General features: G+C 73.8%; 17 protein-coding genes. 13 read left to right on the top strand and 4 right to left on the bottom strand.

The features are described from left to right. Positions 1-231 precede the first annotated feature (231 nt). On the top strand, positions 232-1,473 hold the full coding sequence (locus tag HNQ07_RS19015) for an MFS transporter (protein ID WP_184114769.1): 1,242 nt from the start codon (positions 232-234) through the stop codon (positions 1,471-1,473). An 11-nt stretch (positions 1,474-1,484) separates the two neighbouring features. Then, entirely contained in the window at positions 1,485-2,543 is a 1,059-nt protein-coding gene (locus HNQ07_RS24470) for an FUSC family protein (protein ID WP_184114768.1), read from the top strand. A gap of 26 nt (positions 2,544-2,569) precedes the next feature. Here HNQ07_RS24470 and HNQ07_RS19005 read toward each other — a convergent pair whose 3' ends face one another. Further along, a complete protein-coding gene (locus HNQ07_RS19005; RefSeq protein WP_184114766.1) occupies positions 2,570-2,878 on the bottom strand; it encodes an EthD family reductase in 309 nt (102 codons plus the stop codon). Between the two features lie 145 nt (positions 2,879-3,023). On the opposite strand from HNQ07_RS19005, the gene HNQ07_RS19000 reads away from it, so the two are divergent. From HNQ07_RS19000 to HNQ07_RS18955, 10 genes are all read left to right on the top strand, one after another. Beyond that, on the top strand, positions 3,024-4,160 hold the full coding sequence (locus HNQ07_RS19000; RefSeq protein WP_184114764.1) for a pyridoxal phosphate-dependent aminotransferase: 1,137 nt from the start codon (positions 3,024-3,026) through the stop codon (positions 4,158-4,160). 69 nt (positions 4,161-4,229) lie between these two features. Then, positions 4,230-4,703, top strand: coding sequence for a hypothetical protein (locus tag HNQ07_RS18995; protein ID WP_184114762.1), 474 nt, complete (start codon positions 4,230-4,232; stop codon positions 4,701-4,703). A gap of 284 nt (positions 4,704-4,987) precedes the next feature. Beyond that, on the top strand, positions 4,988-6,256 hold the full coding sequence (locus HNQ07_RS18990; RefSeq protein ID WP_184114760.1) for an argininosuccinate synthase: 1,269 nt from the start codon (positions 4,988-4,990) through the stop codon (positions 6,254-6,256). Position 6,257: 1 nt separating this feature from the next. After that, positions 6,258-6,698, top strand: a complete 441-nt coding sequence (locus tag HNQ07_RS18985) for a DinB family protein (RefSeq protein ID WP_184114758.1) — start codon at positions 6,258-6,260, stop codon at positions 6,696-6,698. Beyond that, positions 6,695-7,177 (top strand): GNAT family N-acetyltransferase, encoded by a 483-nt coding sequence (locus HNQ07_RS24465; RefSeq protein WP_268245907.1) that lies wholly within the window; start codon positions 6,695-6,697, stop codon positions 7,175-7,177. Before HNQ07_RS18985 ends, HNQ07_RS24465 begins: the two co-directional genes overlap by 4 nt. Continuing rightward, the gene (locus HNQ07_RS18975) at positions 7,174-7,677 is read left to right on the top strand and encodes a GNAT family N-acetyltransferase (RefSeq protein ID WP_229832243.1); all 504 of its coding nucleotides are present in this window, start codon (positions 7,174-7,176) and stop codon (positions 7,675-7,677) included. Before HNQ07_RS24465 ends, HNQ07_RS18975 begins: the two co-directional genes overlap by 4 nt. Further along, positions 7,674-9,074, top strand: a complete 1,401-nt coding sequence (argH, locus tag HNQ07_RS18970; protein WP_184114754.1) for an argininosuccinate lyase — start codon at positions 7,674-7,676, stop codon at positions 9,072-9,074. The genes HNQ07_RS18975 and argH overlap by 4 nt, the downstream gene beginning before the upstream one ends. A gap of 47 nt (positions 9,075-9,121) precedes the next feature. Beyond that, on the top strand, positions 9,122-9,613 hold the full coding sequence (locus HNQ07_RS18965; protein ID WP_184114751.1) for a GNAT family N-acetyltransferase: 492 nt from the start codon (positions 9,122-9,124) through the stop codon (positions 9,611-9,613). A gap of 114 nt (positions 9,614-9,727) precedes the next feature. Then, on the top strand, positions 9,728-10,186 hold the full coding sequence (locus HNQ07_RS18960) for a GNAT family N-acetyltransferase (RefSeq protein ID WP_184114749.1): 459 nt from the start codon (positions 9,728-9,730) through the stop codon (positions 10,184-10,186). 25 nt (positions 10,187-10,211) lie between these two features. Next, a complete protein-coding gene (locus HNQ07_RS18955; protein ID WP_184114747.1) occupies positions 10,212-10,742 on the top strand; it encodes an N-acetyltransferase in 531 nt (176 codons plus the stop codon). A 69-nt stretch (positions 10,743-10,811) separates the two neighbouring features. On the opposite strand, the gene HNQ07_RS18950 is transcribed toward HNQ07_RS18955, so the two are convergent. The 3 genes from HNQ07_RS18950 to HNQ07_RS18940 all read right to left on the bottom strand — a co-directional run bounded on the left by HNQ07_RS18950 (position 10,812) and on the right by HNQ07_RS18940 (position 13,936). Beyond that, positions 10,812-11,546 (bottom strand): hypothetical protein, encoded by a 735-nt coding sequence (locus tag HNQ07_RS18950; protein ID WP_184114745.1) that lies wholly within the window; start codon positions 11,544-11,546, stop codon positions 10,812-10,814. Between the two features lie 255 nt (positions 11,547-11,801). Then, positions 11,802-13,244, bottom strand: a complete 1,443-nt coding sequence (locus tag HNQ07_RS18945; RefSeq protein ID WP_184114743.1) for a sensor histidine kinase — start codon at positions 13,242-13,244, stop codon at positions 11,802-11,804. Next, complete coding sequence (locus tag HNQ07_RS18940) at positions 13,241-13,936, bottom strand: response regulator transcription factor (RefSeq protein ID WP_184114741.1); 696 nt, start codon at positions 13,934-13,936, stop codon at positions 13,241-13,243. The genes HNQ07_RS18945 and HNQ07_RS18940 overlap by 4 nt, the downstream gene beginning before the upstream one ends. Positions 13,937-14,033: 97 nt before the next feature. Here HNQ07_RS18940 and HNQ07_RS18935 point away from each other — a divergent pair, with 97 nt between their 5' ends. Beyond that, on the top strand, positions 14,034-15,266 hold the full coding sequence (locus HNQ07_RS18935; protein ID WP_184114739.1) for a class I SAM-dependent RNA methyltransferase: 1,233 nt from the start codon (positions 14,034-14,036) through the stop codon (positions 15,264-15,266). The last annotated feature ends 51 nt before the right edge of the window (positions 15,267-15,317 follow it).

Genomic DNA, 15,317 nt, shown 5'->3' with positions numbered 1-15,317 from the left:
GCCAGGTGGCCGATGCTGGAGGCCCCGCGGAAGCGTACGCTGACACTGTCTCGACCCCGGGACGTGATCTGCCATGTCAATCCTGAACTGACTCCCCTCCGGCCCTGCCCAGCGCGCCCCCGTGACGCGGCGGTGCGGTGTGCCCCGGTCACCGGTGGGGGAGAGTCCAGTGTGGTGATGGTCCGTTCTGGAGGTGGGCAGGCGCCGCCGCCCACCACCCCGAGGTGCTGAATGACGCGTGTCCATGACCCCCTGCGGGTCTATCTGATCATGGAGGCCGGTCTGGCCTTCGCGTTTGCCCTGGCGTTCACGCTCCAGGGTGTGTACTTCGTGCAGACCGTGGGCCTGAGCCCGCTGGACCTGCTGCTGATCGGCGCGGCGCTGGAGGGTTCGGCGTTCGTGCTGGAGGTGCCCACGGGCGTCCTGGCCGACGCCTATTCGCGGCGGCTGTCGCTGGTGGTGGGCTGCGCGTTGCTGGGCGTGGGCATGCTGCTGGTGGGCTCGTTCCCGGTGTTCGGCGTGCTGCTGGCCGCGCAGGTCGTCAGCGCGGCCGGCTACACGTGCCTGAGCGGCGCGCAGGAAGCGTGGCTGGCCGATGAACTGGGCGAGGAGCGCCTGGGGAGCGCGCTGCTGCTGGGCGGACAGTACGGGCGCGTGGCCGGCGTGGTCGGCGTGCTGGGCGCCGCCGGGCTGGCGCGCTGGGGCGGTCCTGCCGCCGCGATCCTGGCCGGGGGCGGGGCCGCGCTGCTGGTGGGCGCATATCTGGCCCTGCGGATGCCCGAGCGCGGCTTCCGGCCCGCGCCGCGGGCACAGCGCCACACCTGGGCGGCGCTGCGGGCGCCGCTGGTGGCCGGGGTCCAGGCCGTGCGGGGCAGCGCCCTGCTGACGGCGCTGATCGTGGCGGCCGCGCTGTACGGCGCGAGCACCGAGGCCATCGACCGCCTGCACGAGTTCCTGTTGATCCGCGAGACCGGCCTGCCCGGCGGCCTGAGCGCCGCCGACTGGTTCGTGGCCCTGGGCGTGGTGGGCGCGCTGTTGGGCTGGGCGCTCATCGAGCCGCTGCGGCGGCGGCTGGACCTCGCGGACGCCCGGCAGGTGGCGCGCACCCTGCGGGCCGTGCTGGCCGGCTCGGTGGCGGCGCTGCTGGCCTTCGCGCTCGCGCCGGGCTTCGGCTGGGCGGTCGGGGCGCTGCTGGTACACGGCGTGCTGCGCGGCCTGTACTCGCCGCTCTACAGCGCGTGGCTGAACCACGGCCTCGCGCCGGGGTCGCGCGCCACCGTGAACTCCTTCGCGGCGCAGGCCGACGCGCTGGGACAGGTCAGTTTCGGGCCGCTGTTCGGGCTGGCCGGGAACGTGTGGGGCGTGCGCGCCGCGCTGGTGCTGGCCGCGCTGGTGCGGGTGCCCACCCTGGGCGTGATCGCGCGGGCTGGGCAGGCCGACGATCCGGCCGCCGGGCCTGGCCGCGCGGCCTAGACTGCACGCCAGTGGAGGAGCCGCGCCCACCCCGAAGCGTGCTGGCAACGCTGCGCCGCTGGGCGCGGCCCTTCGTCACGCTCGGTCCGGCGCGGCGGGATCACCTGCCGGCGGGCCGGATCGCGCTGGGGGTGGGGCTGCCGCTGGGCACGCTGCTGGCGCTGGGGCACCTGGATCTGGTCGTGTACGCGGCCTTCGCGGCGTTCACCGGTATCTACGCCAGGCACGAGCCGCTGGGCACGCGGCTGCGCCACCAGCTGGTCAGCGCGGCGCTGCTGCTGGCGTGCCTCAGTGCCGGGTGGGCGCTGGCGCACGCGGGCACCGGGCCGTGGGGCATCGCCCTGGCGGGCGCGCTGGTGGCCGGGGTGGGCGCGGTGCTGGCGGCGGCGCTGGGGCTGCGGCCGGCCGGATCGCTGTTCTTCGTGTTCGCGGTGACCACTGCGGCGGGCGCGGCGCCGCCCCCGCCGTTCGCGCCGGCGCTGGGCGTCGCGGCCGCGAGTGCGCTGCTGTCGGTGGGTCTGGGTGTGCTGGGCGCGCGCTACTCGCAGCGGGTGCGTCCGGACGACCTGAGTGACCCACCCGCCCACCGCCTGAGCGAGGAGGATCTGGCGTGGCACGGTCTGCGGCACCTGAGTGCGGCCGGGCTGGGCGGCTTGGCCGGCGCGCTGCTGGGCCTGGGGCACACCCCGTGGGCGATGGTGGCGGCCGTCGCGCCGATCTCCGCGCAGGACCAGCGGGGCCGGGTCGTGCGGGCGCTGGAGCGCATGGTGGGCACGCTGCTGGGTGTGGTGGTGGCCGCGCCGCTGCTCGCGCTGGAGCTGCCGGCCGGCGTACGGGTGGCGGCGGTCGTGCTGCTGCAGTTCCTGGCGGAGCTGTACGCCACGCGCAACTACAGCCTGACGCTGCTGTTCGTCACGCCGCTGGCGCTGCTGCTGACCACGCTGGGGCACCCCGCCCCGGCCGGGCCGCTGCTGCTGGCCCGCGCCGCCGAGACCGTGCTGGGCGCCTTGATCGGCCTGGGCGTGGTCCTGCTGGTCCGCTCGGCCGCCGAGAAGCGCGCGGCCGCCTGACCGCTCAGCACCTGACTCCCCATCACCTAACTGTCCAGCACCTCGCTGACCAGCAGCGTGACGCCGCCGGTGGCGAAGTTCGGGATGTCGCCGGCCGCGGCCTGCCCCTCGGGACCGCCCATACCGCCCTGCAACGCGGCCAGGTCGTCGAAGTACAGTTCCGTGATGAGGTGGTAGGGGCTGGCGCTGCCGTCCGGGGCGCCGACCACGCGCCCGACCTCTGCGCGGCGCAGGCCGGGAATCCGGTCCACCAGCGGGAGGTGCATGCCGTGGTAGTAGGTCTCGAAGGCGGCAGCGTCGGTGGGCGGGCCGTACAGCACCGTGAGCTTGAACATGGGCGTTCCTCCACGTGGAAAGAGGGCTTCAGGTCGGCGTGACGTGTTCCCACAGCGTACCCGCGGGCGGTTGGAGGACGGTTCCCGGTGCGGGTCGTCTGACCTTTCCCACCGGTCCGGGCGCGTTCGGGTTCACACTGCGGGGATGCCACAACTGCTGCCGCGTGCCCTCGCCTCGCAGGAAAGTGTGTTCGCCCGCATGAGCCGCCTGGCCGCGCAGCACGGCGCGGTGAACCTAGGCCAGGGCTTTCCCGCCGACGCGCCGCCCGCCTTCTTGCTGGACACCGCCCGGCGCGCGGTGGGCACGGCGGACCAGTACTCGCCGCCGGCCGGCCTGCCCGCGCTGCGGGACGCCGTGGGCGCGGACCTGGGCGTGGACGGCGCCGACGTGGTGATCACCAGCGGCGCGACCGAGGCGCTGAACGTGCTGGCCCTGTCGCTGTACGGCCCCGGCGACGAGGTGCTGATGCTCGAACCCGTCTTCGACGTGTACCTGCCGCAGGCGCGGCTGGCCGGCGCGGACGCGGTCACGGTCCCCATGACGCTCGATCCGGAGCGGGGCTGGTTCCTCGACCCGGGGGCGCTGCGCGTGGCGGTCACCCCACGCACACGGGCGCTGCTGCTGAACAGCCCGTACAACCCGACCGGCACGGTGTTCAGCGCGGCGGAACTCACGGAGATCGTTGCGCTGGCCCGCGAGCACGACCTGTGGATCATCAGCGACGAGGTGTACGACGAGCTGTACTTCGGAGACGCGCCCACGTCCCTGCGCACGCTGGCCCCCGAACGGACCTTCACGGTCGGCAGCGCGGGCAAGCGGCTGGAGGCCACCGGCTGGCGCGTGGGCTGGATCGCGTGCCCGCCGGGCCTGTCCGGCATGGTCGCGGGCATCCGGCAGCAGGGATCGTTCTGCTCGCCCACACCGCTCCAGGCCGCGGTTGCCGCCGCGCTGCCCGTGGCGCGCGCGGAGGGCTTCTATGCAGGGCTGCGGACCGAGTACGCCGCGCGCATGGAGCTGCTGGCGGGCGGCCTGCGCGACCTGGGCGCCACGGTGTACACGCCGCGCGGCACGTACTTCCTGACCGCCCTGCACCCGCAGTGGCGCGCCGAGACGCTGGTGGCCGAGGCGGGCGTGGCCGTGATCCCCGGCGAGGCCTTCTATGCCCAGCACGCGGCGCCCGCGGGGCTGCTGCGCGTGGCCTTCTGCAAGTCCAGGGACGACATCGGCCGGGCGCTTGGCCGCCTGGCGCGCGCAGCCACCCCGAAGGTAAACGTCCCCTGAATGTCCCTGAGCGGTTTCGTAAAGAGCGAGGCTTGGCAGATGGCGCGGTCCGTGCCTATGCTGATTCTCATGAAGACGACCCTGCTCGGCCTGCTCGCCCTGACCGCCGTCTCGACCGCCTCTGCGGCGTCCTACGTGGGCGGCTCGGTGGGCTCCGGCCTGACCCTGCACTACCAGAACGACCTGACCGCGTCCTCGGCGATGCGCTACGGCCTGAACCTCGACGCGACGAACTTCAACTTCAAGAACCTGTCGATCGGCGGCAGCGTGGACTACCTGGGTGACTTCAGCACCGACACCACGCTGGGCGGCTTCACGCCGTACTACGGCCTGGGCCTGGGCGCCGGCGTGGTGCTGGGCAACGGCGGCGGCTTCAGCGTGTACCCGCACGGCACGCTGGGCCTGCGCTACAACATCACCGATCCCCTGAGCCTGTTCGTGGAGGGCAACGTGGGCCCGGTGGTGTCGGTGGGCGGCGCGGCCGCCGCCAGCGTCAGCGTGGGCGCCGGCGCCCGCATCGGCCTGAACTACCGCCTGCCCTGAGCGCCACCGGCCTGACCGCGCCCGCCCTGGTTCGTCCGGGCGGGCGCCTCGCTATGGGTCGCTGCGGTGATCCACCCCCGGCCGGGCAGGCCTGTCCCTCCACCTACTTGCATAGCTATGCGGCGACGTGTATACCCATACACAGAAGATGTCGACCCCCGCCACCCGACGCTGATCCGCCCGGCCCTTCGCCATGAAGGAGCCGGCCCGGTCGCGCCGGGTGCTGCGCTGCTTTGCCGGGCGGCCATGACGCCGCCTCATTCATCTCCTGGGAGAATACCGCCATGACGCACACCGATTCCGCCCCCACGGCCACCGCCCCCAAAGAGAAGATCGTCCTCGCGTACTCGGGCGGCCTGGACACCAGCATCATCCTCAAGTGGCTCCAGACCGAGCGGAACTACGACGTGGTCGCCTTCACCGCCGACCTCGGGCAGGGCGACGAGGTCGAGGAAGCGCGCGTCAAGGCGCTGAACACCGGGGCCGTGGCCGCGTACGCGCTGGATCTGCGCGAGGAATTCGTGCGCGACTACGTGTTCCCCATGTTCCGCGCCTCGGCGCTGTACGAGGGCTACTACCTGCTGGGCACCAGCATCGCCCGGCCGCTGATCGCCCGCAAGATGGTCGAGATCGCCGAGAAGGAGGGCGCGGTCGCCGTGTCGCACGGCGCGACCGGCAAGGGCAACGACCAGGTGCGCTTCGAGATGACCGCCTACGCCCTGAAGCCCGACATCGTGACCGTGGCTCCGTGGCGCGACTGGACCTTCCAGGGCCGCGCCGATCTGGAAGAGTTCGCCCGCGAGCACGGCATCCCGGTGCCCACCACCAAGAAAGACCCGTGGAGCACCGACGCGAACCTGCTGCACATCTCCTACGAGGGCGGCATCCTGGAAGACCCGTGGGCCGAGCCGCCCGCGCACATGTTCAAGCTGACGGTCGATCCCACCGAGGCGCCTGCCGAGCCTGAGTACGTGGAGGTCGAGTTCGAGGCCGGCAACCCGGTCGCCATCAATGGCGAGATGCTCAGCCCGGCGGCCCTGCTCCAGCGGGCCAACAAACTCGGCGGGAAGCACGGCGTGGGCCGCCTCGACCTCGTGGAGAACCGCTTCGTGGGCATGAAGTCGCGCGGCGTGTACGAGACGCCCGGCGGCACGCTGCTGTACCACGCCCGCCGCGCCGTCGAGAGCCTGACGCTGGACCGCGAGGTGCTGCACCAGCGCGACGCCCTGGGGCCGAAGTACGCGGAACTCGTGTACAACGGCTTCTGGTTCGCCCCCGAGCGCGAGGCGCTGCAGGTGTACTTCGACCACGTGGCGTCCAGCGTGACCGGCACCGCCCGCCTGAAGCTGTACCGGGGCAACTGCACCGTGGTCGGCCGCAAGGCCCCGCAGAGCCTGTACGACAAGGATCTGGTGTCCTTCGAGGCCGGCGGCGACTACAACCAGCACGACGCGGGCGCGTTCATCAAGCTCAACTCGCTGCGCATGCGCGTCCAGGCCCGCGTGAAGGCCAAGGCCGACGCGCCGGCAGACAAGGAACCCGCGCAGGTCTGACATGCCGACGCTGAGCGAGGTCGTCGCTGCCCAGTTGCCGTACCTCCAGGGACTGACCGAGGCGCAGGCGTCCAGCCAGCCGGCCCCGGACGTGTGGAGCGCCAAGCAGATCGTGGGGCACCTGATCGATTCGGGCGTGAACAACCACGCACGCTTCGTGCGGGCCAGCGTTCAGGACGGTCTGGCTCTGTCCGGCTACGACCAGACCGCGTGGGTCGCGGCGGGCGGCTACCAGCAGCGCCCGTGGGCGGACGTGCTGGGCCTGTGGACGGTGTACCAGACGCAGCTCGCGCACGTGATCGCCGCTCTGCCCGCCGCCAGCCTGGACCACACCCTGAGCATCGGCGGCGGCGAGCCGGTCACGCTGCGCTTCGTCGCGGAGGACTACGTGCGCCACCAGCAGTGGCATCTGAACCAGATTCCGGAGCGGGTGGGCGCGTGAGCTGGCCCCCCGGCTACACCCTGCGCCCGGCCACCGTGCACGACGCCGCCCTCATCCAGACCCAGCGCACGGCGATGTTCACCGAGATGGGCAGCGACCCGGCCGGACTGGCCCGCGCGCACGACGCGGGCGTGGGGTGGCACCGCCGGGCGCTGGCGTCCGGGCGCTACACCGGCCTGCTGGTCGAGGCCGGGGGGGACGTGGTGGCCGGGGCGGGCGTCCTGTGGAACGACTTCCCGCCGAACGCCGACACGACGTCCCTCGTGCGCGCGTACGTGCTGAACGTGTACGTCCACCCGGACCACCGGGGACACGCGCTGGCCCGGCAGCTGGTGGAGGCTGTGCTGGCCGAGTGCCGCGCCCGCGGCGTGAGTATCGTGACCCTCACCGCGTCGGAGGCCGGGCGGCCCACCTACGAACGCCTGGGCTTCGTGCCGCAGGCGGAACTGAGACTGGTACTCCCGGAGGGCGCGTCGTGACGGTCGCCCGCGCCGCGCTGCGCCCCGTGAACCCGGACGACGTGCCCGCCTTCCACGCCGTGATGATGGCCGCCGGCATGGACCCCCGCTCCAGCTGGGCGCGCACCACGCTCCTCGACCTGGAACGCTCGCTGTTCAGCCCCGGCGCCGGCGGCTTCCTGGCGGTCGGCAGCGGGGAGGGAGCGCTGGGCTGCGTCGGGTATCGCCCGGACGGCGCGGCGACCCTGACGCTGAACAAGCTCGCCACGCGGCCCGGGGCGCGCGGCGGCGGCGTGGGCCGCGCGCTGGTGTGGCAGGTCGAGCACGTGGCCCGCGCGGGCGGGTACCGGCGCGTGCTGCTGGCCGTGTCGCAGTTCAACCTGGACGTCCTGCCCTTCTACGAAAAACTCGGGTATGTGGTGACGGACGACACCTACGCCCACGCGAATCCGTCCAGCCCGCCGCCGGTGGTGCTGGTCAAATCGGTGTCGACCGCGCCGTACGAGGACATGCAGCGATGACGAATCCAACGCAGGACAGGAAACTCTGGGGGGGCCGCTTCGCGGAGGCCACCGACGGTCTGGTGGAACTCTTCAACGCGTCGGTGGGCTTTGACCAGCGCCTCGCCGAGCAGGACATCCGCGGCTCGCTGGCGCACGTGGCGATGCTGGGACAGGTCGGCATCCTCGCGCCGGACGAGGTCGCGCAGATCACCGAGGGCCTGCACGGCGTGCTCGCGGACATCCGTGCCGGCTCCTTCGAGTGGCGCCTCGACCGCGAGGACGTCCACATGAACGTCGAGGCGGCGCTGCGCGACCGCATCGGGCCGGTGGCGGGCAAGCTGCACACCGCCCGCAGCCGCAACGACCAGGTGGCGGTGGACTTCCGGCTGTTCACCAAGGAAGCCGCGCTCGACCTGGCGGGCAAGACCCGCGCCCTGCGCGCGGTGATGCTCGCGGAGGCCGACAGGCACCTGGCGGACGAGGTGATCCTGCCCGGTTACACGCACCTCCAGGTGGCGCAGCCCATCCTGCTCTCGCACTGGTTCATGGCCTACGTGGCGATGCTGGAGCGCGACGAGGGCCGGTTCCGGGACGCCGCGGCGCGCATGGACGAGTCGCCGCTGGGGTCGTCGGCGCTGGCGGGCACGCCGTGGCCCATCGACCGGCACGCGACCGCCGCCGCGCTGGGCTTCACGCGCCCGACCGCGAACTCGCTGGACGGCGTGGGCAGCCGGGACTTCGCGCTGGAGTTCCTGTCGGCGTGCGCGATCCTCTCGGCGCACCTGTCGCGCCTGTCGGAGGAACTGATCCTGTACTCGACCTTCGAGTTCGGCTTCCTGACCCTGCCGGACTCGCACACCACGGGCTCCAGCATCATGCCGCAGAAGAAGAACCCGGACGTCTCGGAACTCGCGCGCGGCAAGGCCGGCCGGGTGTTCGGCAACCTGATGGGCCTGCTGACCGTCGTGAAGGGCACGCCGCTCGCGTACAACAAGGACCTGCAGGAGGACAAGGAGGGCGTGTTCGATTCCTACGACACCCTGAGCATCGTGCTGCGCCTGTACGCCGAGATGCTTCCCAAGACCGTGTGGCACGCCGAGGTCACGCGCGCCGCCGCCGCCCGGGGCTACTCCACGGCGACCGACGTGGCGGACTTCCTGGCCCGTCAGGGCGTGCCCTTCCGCGAGGCGCACGAGGTTGTGGGCGGACTGGTCGGCACCGCGTCCCGCTCCGGGCGCCAGCTGTGGGAACTGACCGACGACGAGCTGCGTGCTGCCCACCCCCTGCTGAACGCCGAGGTCGCCCGGGCGCTGACCGTGACCGAGAGCGTCCGCAACCGCGCCAGCTTCGGCGGCACCGCCCCGGACCGCGTGCGCGAGGCCGTGCGCGCCGCGAAGGAGGCGCTGACGCCGTGACGCGCGCTGCCGTGCCCGTTTTCCGCCCCCACCCCCGAGGTGTTCCCATGACCGATGCCGTGACCCTGTCCGACATGCACGTGAAGCTCCGCGAGGCGCACGCGGAGGACTTCGACATCATCCGCGACCTGCTGACCCGCTGCGGCCTGACCACCGGCAGCGTGACGCCGGAGGGCAGCACGTACTGGATTGCCGACCTGGACGGCGTGCCCGGCGGCTGCATCGGCCTGGAGCACGGCGACGGCGTGTCGCTGATCCGCTCGACGGCGGTGGTGCCCGAGGCGCGCAACCAAGGCCTGGGCCGCGCGCTGGTCACGTCCGCGCTCACGCAGGCGTCGCTGCTGGGCCACCGCGCCGTGTACCTGTTCAGCGAGGAAGCCGGGGATTACTGGCGGCGCTTCGGCTTCGTGCCCGCCCAGCCGGACGACATCATCGCGGCGCTGCCGGACGCCCCGCAGGTGCGCAGCGGCCTGTCCAAGGGCTGGATTCACGCCGAGCAGGCGTGGACGTGCGCGCTGGGCGGTGGCGGCCCGGCATGAACGACCCACTCGTCAGCGCGCGTGTCGCGGTGTATCCTGCGCGCACTTTCAAGGCGGCGGCACACGGCGTTCCCAGGGACGCCCACGGCTCCGTTCATCCCGGAGGAACGGCACATGACCAATGCACAGGAACACATCCGTCTGGCGCAAAGCGGCGACCGCGACACCGTCACCCGCGTCTTCCACGAAGCGGGGCTGGACACCGACGCGACCCTCGCGGAGGGCACGACGTACTGGGTGATGGAACGCGGTGGGCAGCCGGTCGGCGCGATCGGGCTGGAGCACGGCGACGGCGTGAGCCTACTGCGCGGCGCGGCGATCATCCCGGCGGCGCGTGGCGGCGGCCTGGGCCGGCGGCTGGTCATGAGCGCCATCGAGTACGCGCAGGGGCGCGGCGACCGCGCGATCTACATGTTCTCCAAGGGTGGCGACTGGGGCACCTTCGGCTTCCAGCAGGTGCCGTTGGCCGTCGTGATGGGCGAGGTGCCGGACGCCCCGCAGGTGCAGGCGTACCGCTCCAGGGGCGAGCGGCCCGGCGGCACCACCTGGATGCGCGACCTCAGCGCCAGCTGATCCGCAGCCGGGCGGAGGGCGCGGCGTGACGCTCCTGGGACTGGATTCCATCGCGGTGCCGGACGTCCACCCGGACGCGCCGCTGGTCGGCCGCAAGGCCAAACTCTCGGACATCGAGGCGATCCACGAGCTGATCGGGTACTGGGCGGCGCGCGGCCAGATGCTGGTGCGCTCGCGCTCGCTGCTGGCCGAGACGATCCGCGACTTCCACCTGATCTTCGCCGAGCCGCATGCCAGCCGCCCCGGTGGACTGGCAGGCGTGTGCGGCCTGCACCTGCTGGCGCCGGACCTCGCGGAGGTGCGCGGGCTTGCCATCCACCCGAACCTCCAGGGACGCGGCCTGGGCAAGCAGCTCGTGGCCGCGTGCGAGGCCGAGGCGCGCGCCATTGACCTGCCCGCGCTGTTCGCGTGGACGTACCAGCAGGGCTTCTTCGAGCGCTGCGGCTTCACGCGCATCGACAAGACGAACCTGCACCCGAAGGTGTGGAGCGAGTGCCAGCGCTGCGCGTTCTTCGAGAACTGCAACGAGATCGCCATGCACAAGCAGCTGGGGTAGGCCGGCGGCAGCACAGCAGGGGGGCGCGGTGGAATCTCCACCGCGCCCCCCTGCTGTGCGTGATCGGCGTTACTTGGTGGCCGGAGCGGCCGTGCGAGCCGAGAGCGCCTCGGCGGCGTCCAGCAGGGCGTGGGCGGCGCGCAGGTTCCCGGCCTTGAGCAGGGTCCGGGCGTCCGTGAGGTAGCCGCGCACCTTCGCGTTGGTGGTGCGGGTCAGCAGCGCGTCGATGCGGGCCGCGAGGGCCTGCGACTGATCCGGGCGGGCCATGGCGCCGGCCGGGCCCTGGCCGGTGCCGGCGCGGTGCTGGGGAGCCGGGCGCGCGCCGTCAGGGCCGCACGGTGCCGCTCCGGGCCCACCCTTGGGCGGCCGGGGCGGATGGCCGGCGGCCGGCGCGGTCGGTGCCGGGGCGGCCTTCTGGTCGGCGCCGGGGGCGGGGGGCGTCTGCGTGCCGGGAGCGGGCGGAGTCGGCTTGGCCGTTCCAGCGGCCGGTGCAGCGCCGGCGGGGTCAGCGACCGGGGGCATCGGCTGGGCGGGTGCCGTGCGGCCTGCCGTGCCCGGGGTGGCGGGCGCGGCGGGGGCGCCGACCGGCGGGGTGGGCGGACGCTGACCTGCCGGAGCCATCCGGGCCGGGCCGGTGGGCGCGCACACGGCCGGGGCGGCGGGCTGGGCGGGTGCCGCCGGCTGGGCCGCAGGTGCGGCGGGCTGCGCGGGTGCGGCGCCGCTGCTGGCGGGGCCACCGGCGGCGAGGGCGGAGCTGGCTCCCAGGGCCAGCAGGGCGGACAGGAACAGGGGACGAACGGTCATGGGGATCTCCTTGGAGTCGGGTGGCGGGTGGGGTGGACGGTCCGGCAGGCAGGGAGGCCGTGGGCGTCATGGCCGGGCCGCTGTCTCTGCTGGAACGGTTGAAGTGTGCGCGCCGGGCCTGAACACGCGCCGTGCGAATGCTGAGCGCCCGCTGAACGCGGAGGCGGGACAGGGTGCGCCCCGGTGTCCCGCCGCTGGGCCACACCGCCCCGCCCGAGCGGAAGCCGTGCCCGTCAGGTCATCCGCTGACGGCCCTCACTCCAGCCGGGGCAGGGTCACGCTGACGTCCAGGTCGTGCTCGTGCTGCGTGGCCGTGGCGTCGCCGCCGTGGGCGCGGGCGGTGGCCTGCACGATCGCCAGGCCCAGGCCCGCGCCGCCGGGCGGGGCGTCCGGGCCGCGCGCGAAGCGGTCGAACATGCGGGCGAGCAGGGCCTCGGACAGCCGGGCGGGGTTGCGCACCGAGACGCGCAGGGCGTGCCCCTCGCTCCTGAGCGCGACGTGCACGGTGCCGCCGGCCGGCGTGGCGGTCATGGCGTTGCGCAGCAGGTTCCACACCGCGCCCTCCAGCCGCGTGCGGTCCGCGTTCACGCGGGCGCGGCGCACGTCCGGGTCGGCCGTGACCGTCAGCGTCAGGTGCGGCGCGAGGTGCCGGGCGGCCTCGGCCGTCTCCAGCAGCAGCGGCCACGGCTCCAGCGGCTCCAGGCGCAGGCCCCCTCCGGCGTCCAGGCGCGTCAGGGTCAGCAGGTCCTCGACCAGCCGGGCGGCGCGGCGCGTCTCCCGGCGCAGCGTGACGTGCAGGCGCTCGCGCACGTCCGGGTCGTCACCGGCGCGCTCCAGCACCTCCAGGCTGCCGGTGATCGCGGCCAGCGGCGTGCGCAGCTCGTGGCTGGCGTCGGCGGCGAAGGCGCGCGTGCGGGCTTCCTCGGCGCGCAGGCGCGACACGCTGTCTTCCAGCCGCGCCAGCAGGCGGTTGACACTCTCGGCCAGCGAGCGCACCTCGTCGCGCGGGCCTGGCAGCGGCAGCCGGGCGCTCAGGTCGGCGTCTGCCAGCCCGGCGGGGTGCAGCCCCTCGGCGCGGCGGGCCATGGAGCGCACCGGGCTCAGGCCCAGGCTCAGCAGCCACCACGCGCCCACGCCCGCCAGCAGCAGCGTCGCGGCCCCCACCCCCGCGAACAGCAGCGCGGTGTGCCGCGCCAGGGCGTCCACCTCTGCGCGCGGCACGTCCAGCGCCAGCACCGTGCCGCCCGGCGTGCTCGTGAGCCGCGTGTCGCCGCTGACGGCCTGCCCGGCCTGCCGCGCGCGGGCCAGGGCGCCGGCGTCCACGTCCGTCGGCGCCGAGTCCGTGCCGTAGGTGCGGCCGTCCGGCAGGATCAGCGCGCCGCGTGTGTGCAGGCCCAGCGCTTCTTCCGACAGGCGGCGGTACCACACGCCCAGCCGCGCGTCCTGGCCGTCCACGCCGGCCCCGGACAGGTTCACGCCCGCCAGCGAGCGCGTGACCGCCTGTTCCGTCTGCGCCCACGCGGACGCGCGCACGCCCAGCGTGACCGCCGTGCCCGCCACCGCGAAGGCCGCGAGCAGCACCAGCACCAGCAGCGCCAGCAGCCGCGCGCGCAGCGTCATGCCGGCTGGACGGTCGGGCCGCGCCCACCGCCGGGCACCGGCCGCCGCGCGCTCCGGCCCCTCCTCCACGTGGATCATGCGCTTTTCAGGCGCAGCGCGTAGCCCACCCCGCGCACCGTGTGGATCAGGTCCGGGTCGCCCAGCGCGCGGCGCAGCTGGCGCACGTACACCTCCACGATGTTGTCGTCGCCCAGGAAGGCCGGCCCCCACACGGTGTCGAGCAGCAGCGACTTGGACAGCGCCCGCTCCGGGTGGCGCAGCAGCGCCTCGAGCAGTCCCAGTGCCCGCGGACTGAGGTCGAGCGCCCGGCCCGCGCGGGCCGCCTCGCGCAGGTCGGTGTCCAGGGTCACGTCCGCGTAGCTCAGCACGCGGCTGCGCTCCGGCTGGGCGCGGCGCAGCAGCGCGTGCACCCGCGCGACCAGTTCCCCGAAGTGGAAGGGCTTGACGAGGTAGTCGTCCGCGCCGCCCGTGAGGCCCGCGATGCGGTCGTCCACGCCGTCGCGCGCGGTGAGCATCAGCACCGGCACCTGGCTGCGCTCGCGCAGGGCGCGCAGCACCGCGAAGCCGTCCAGGCCCGGCAGCATCACGTCCAGCAGCAGCACGTCCGGCGCCTCGCGCGCCGCCTCCGCCAGCGCCTCGGAGCCCGTGGCGGCCGTGCGCACCCGGAAGCCCTCGTAGTGAAAGCCCAGCGACAGGTACTCGCGGATGCCCGGGTCGTCCTCCACGACCAGGAGCGACGGCGCGGCGGGCCGGGCGTCGGGAGGCGTCATGGGCCCAGGCTAGCCCCGGCACGGACATCCGGCGTTAACGCGCTCCTTAACGCGCGCCCCTGCCCGCCGCCTGCGTCCGGACGCTACCCTGGGCGGTATGTCTGAGCCCCTGACCACGCTGGAAATCGAGAAACTCGTCGCGGGAGGGCTGGGCCTGGCGCGCGACGACTCCGGCGTGGTGCTGGTGCGCGGCGCGCTGCCGGGCGAGCGCGTGACCGTGACCCTGCGCAGCGGCAAGGGCGTGCGCCAGGGTCGCGTGGCCGAGGTGTTGCGCCGCAGCCCCGACCGCGTGGACGGCCCGGAGCTGCCCACCGCCGACCTCGCGCACGCCAGCTACGACGCGCAGCTCGTGTACAAACGCGCCTTCGTGGAAGAGGCCCTGACGCGCATCGGCAAGCTGCGCCACGACGTGGCCGACACGGTGCCCAGCCCCGAGGCGTGGCACTACCGCAACACCGCGCAGTACCTGATCACCCCGCAGGGCCTGGGCTACCGCGAGCGCCGCGGCAGCGCCGCCCAGGTCTTCGAGGACGATCCGCTGGTCATGGCCCAGATCACCGCCATCGTGCGCAAGCTCGACCCCACGGCCCTCGACCCGGCCGGCGAGGTCGCGTTCCGGGCCAGCCACAAGACCGGTGAGGTGGTCGCCGCACTGATCGGGGCGGGCGAGCCGCGCACGTTCCTGCGCGCCAGCGATCATCTGATGGACGCCGGCGTGGTGGGCGTGTCGCTGGCCGTGCCCGCCGGGCGGCGCTTCAGCGCGGGCGTGCAGCTGATCGCCGGCGAGAGCGAGATCCAGGAGGACTTCGGGGACGTGCAGCTCAGCATCTCGGCCACGGGCTTCGCGCAGGTGAACCCGCCCGCCGCCGCCCTGGCGTACCGGCGCGCGGCGGCGCTGGCGGGGCAGGGTGACCACGCAGTCGACCTGTACGGCGGCACCGGCGCGATCGGCCGGCACCTCGCTCCGCACTTCCGGCGCGTGACGGTGCTCGACACCGACCCGGAGGCGCTGGCACGCGGCCGCAAGGACCTGGCGGGCGCGCCCCTGAAGAACCTGAAGTTCCGCCAGGGCGACGCCGCGCTGCTCACCGAGATCGGCGCGGACGTCGTGGTGGTCGATCCGCCGCGCGCCGGCCTGGACGACGCCGCCCGCGACCAGCTCCAGGACAGCACCGCCGACCGGATCGTGTACGTGTCGTGCGACCCGGCGACGTGGGCGCGCGACGTGGGCGACCTCGTGCGGCGCGGGTGGACGCTGGGTCCGGTCACGCCGCACGACTTCTACCCGCAGACGAGCCACGTGGAGATCGTGTCGGTCCTCGACCGCTGAGGGCCGCGGTGCCGCATGAGTCCACATGTGAGAACGGTGGTGGGGTCAGGA

Source organism: Deinococcus metalli (assembly GCF_014201805.1).
Taxonomy (GTDB): Bacteria; Deinococcota; Deinococci; order Deinococcales; family Deinococcaceae; genus Deinococcus; species Deinococcus metalli.
The sequence above is the reverse complement of the archived record's forward strand: the minus strand, read 5'-3'. Positions and strand labels throughout refer to the sequence as shown.

Coding starts and splice junctions, on each gene's coding strand:
- HNQ07_RS19015 (WP_184114769.1), top strand. CDS start 232: ATGACGCGTGTCCATGACCCCCTGCGGGTCTATCTGATCATGGAGGCC.
- HNQ07_RS19005 (WP_184114766.1), bottom strand. CDS start 2,878: ATGTTCAAGCTCACGGTGCTGTACGGCCCGCCCACCGACGCTGCCGCC.
- HNQ07_RS19000 (WP_184114764.1), top strand. CDS start 3,024: ATGCCACAACTGCTGCCGCGTGCCCTCGCCTCGCAGGAAAGTGTGTTC.
- HNQ07_RS18995 (WP_184114762.1), top strand. CDS start 4,230: ATGAAGACGACCCTGCTCGGCCTGCTCGCCCTGACCGCCGTCTCGACC.
- HNQ07_RS18990 (WP_184114760.1), top strand. CDS start 4,988: ATGACGCACACCGATTCCGCCCCCACGGCCACCGCCCCCAAAGAGAAG.
- HNQ07_RS18985 (WP_184114758.1), top strand. CDS start 6,258: ATGCCGACGCTGAGCGAGGTCGTCGCTGCCCAGTTGCCGTACCTCCAG.
- argH (WP_184114754.1), top strand. CDS start 7,674: ATGACGAATCCAACGCAGGACAGGAAACTCTGGGGGGGCCGCTTCGCG.
- HNQ07_RS18965 (WP_184114751.1), top strand. CDS start 9,122: ATGACCGATGCCGTGACCCTGTCCGACATGCACGTGAAGCTCCGCGAG.
- HNQ07_RS18960 (WP_184114749.1), top strand. CDS start 9,728: ATGACCAATGCACAGGAACACATCCGTCTGGCGCAAAGCGGCGACCGC.
- HNQ07_RS18950 (WP_184114745.1), bottom strand. CDS start 11,546: ATGACCGTTCGTCCCCTGTTCCTGTCCGCCCTGCTGGCCCTGGGAGCC.
- HNQ07_RS18945 (WP_184114743.1), bottom strand. CDS start 13,244: ATGATCCACGTGGAGGAGGGGCCGGAGCGCGCGGCGGCCGGTGCCCGG.
- HNQ07_RS18940 (WP_184114741.1), bottom strand. CDS start 13,936: ATGACGCCTCCCGACGCCCGGCCCGCCGCGCCGTCGCTCCTGGTCGTG.
- HNQ07_RS18935 (WP_184114739.1), top strand. CDS start 14,034: ATGTCTGAGCCCCTGACCACGCTGGAAATCGAGAAACTCGTCGCGGGA.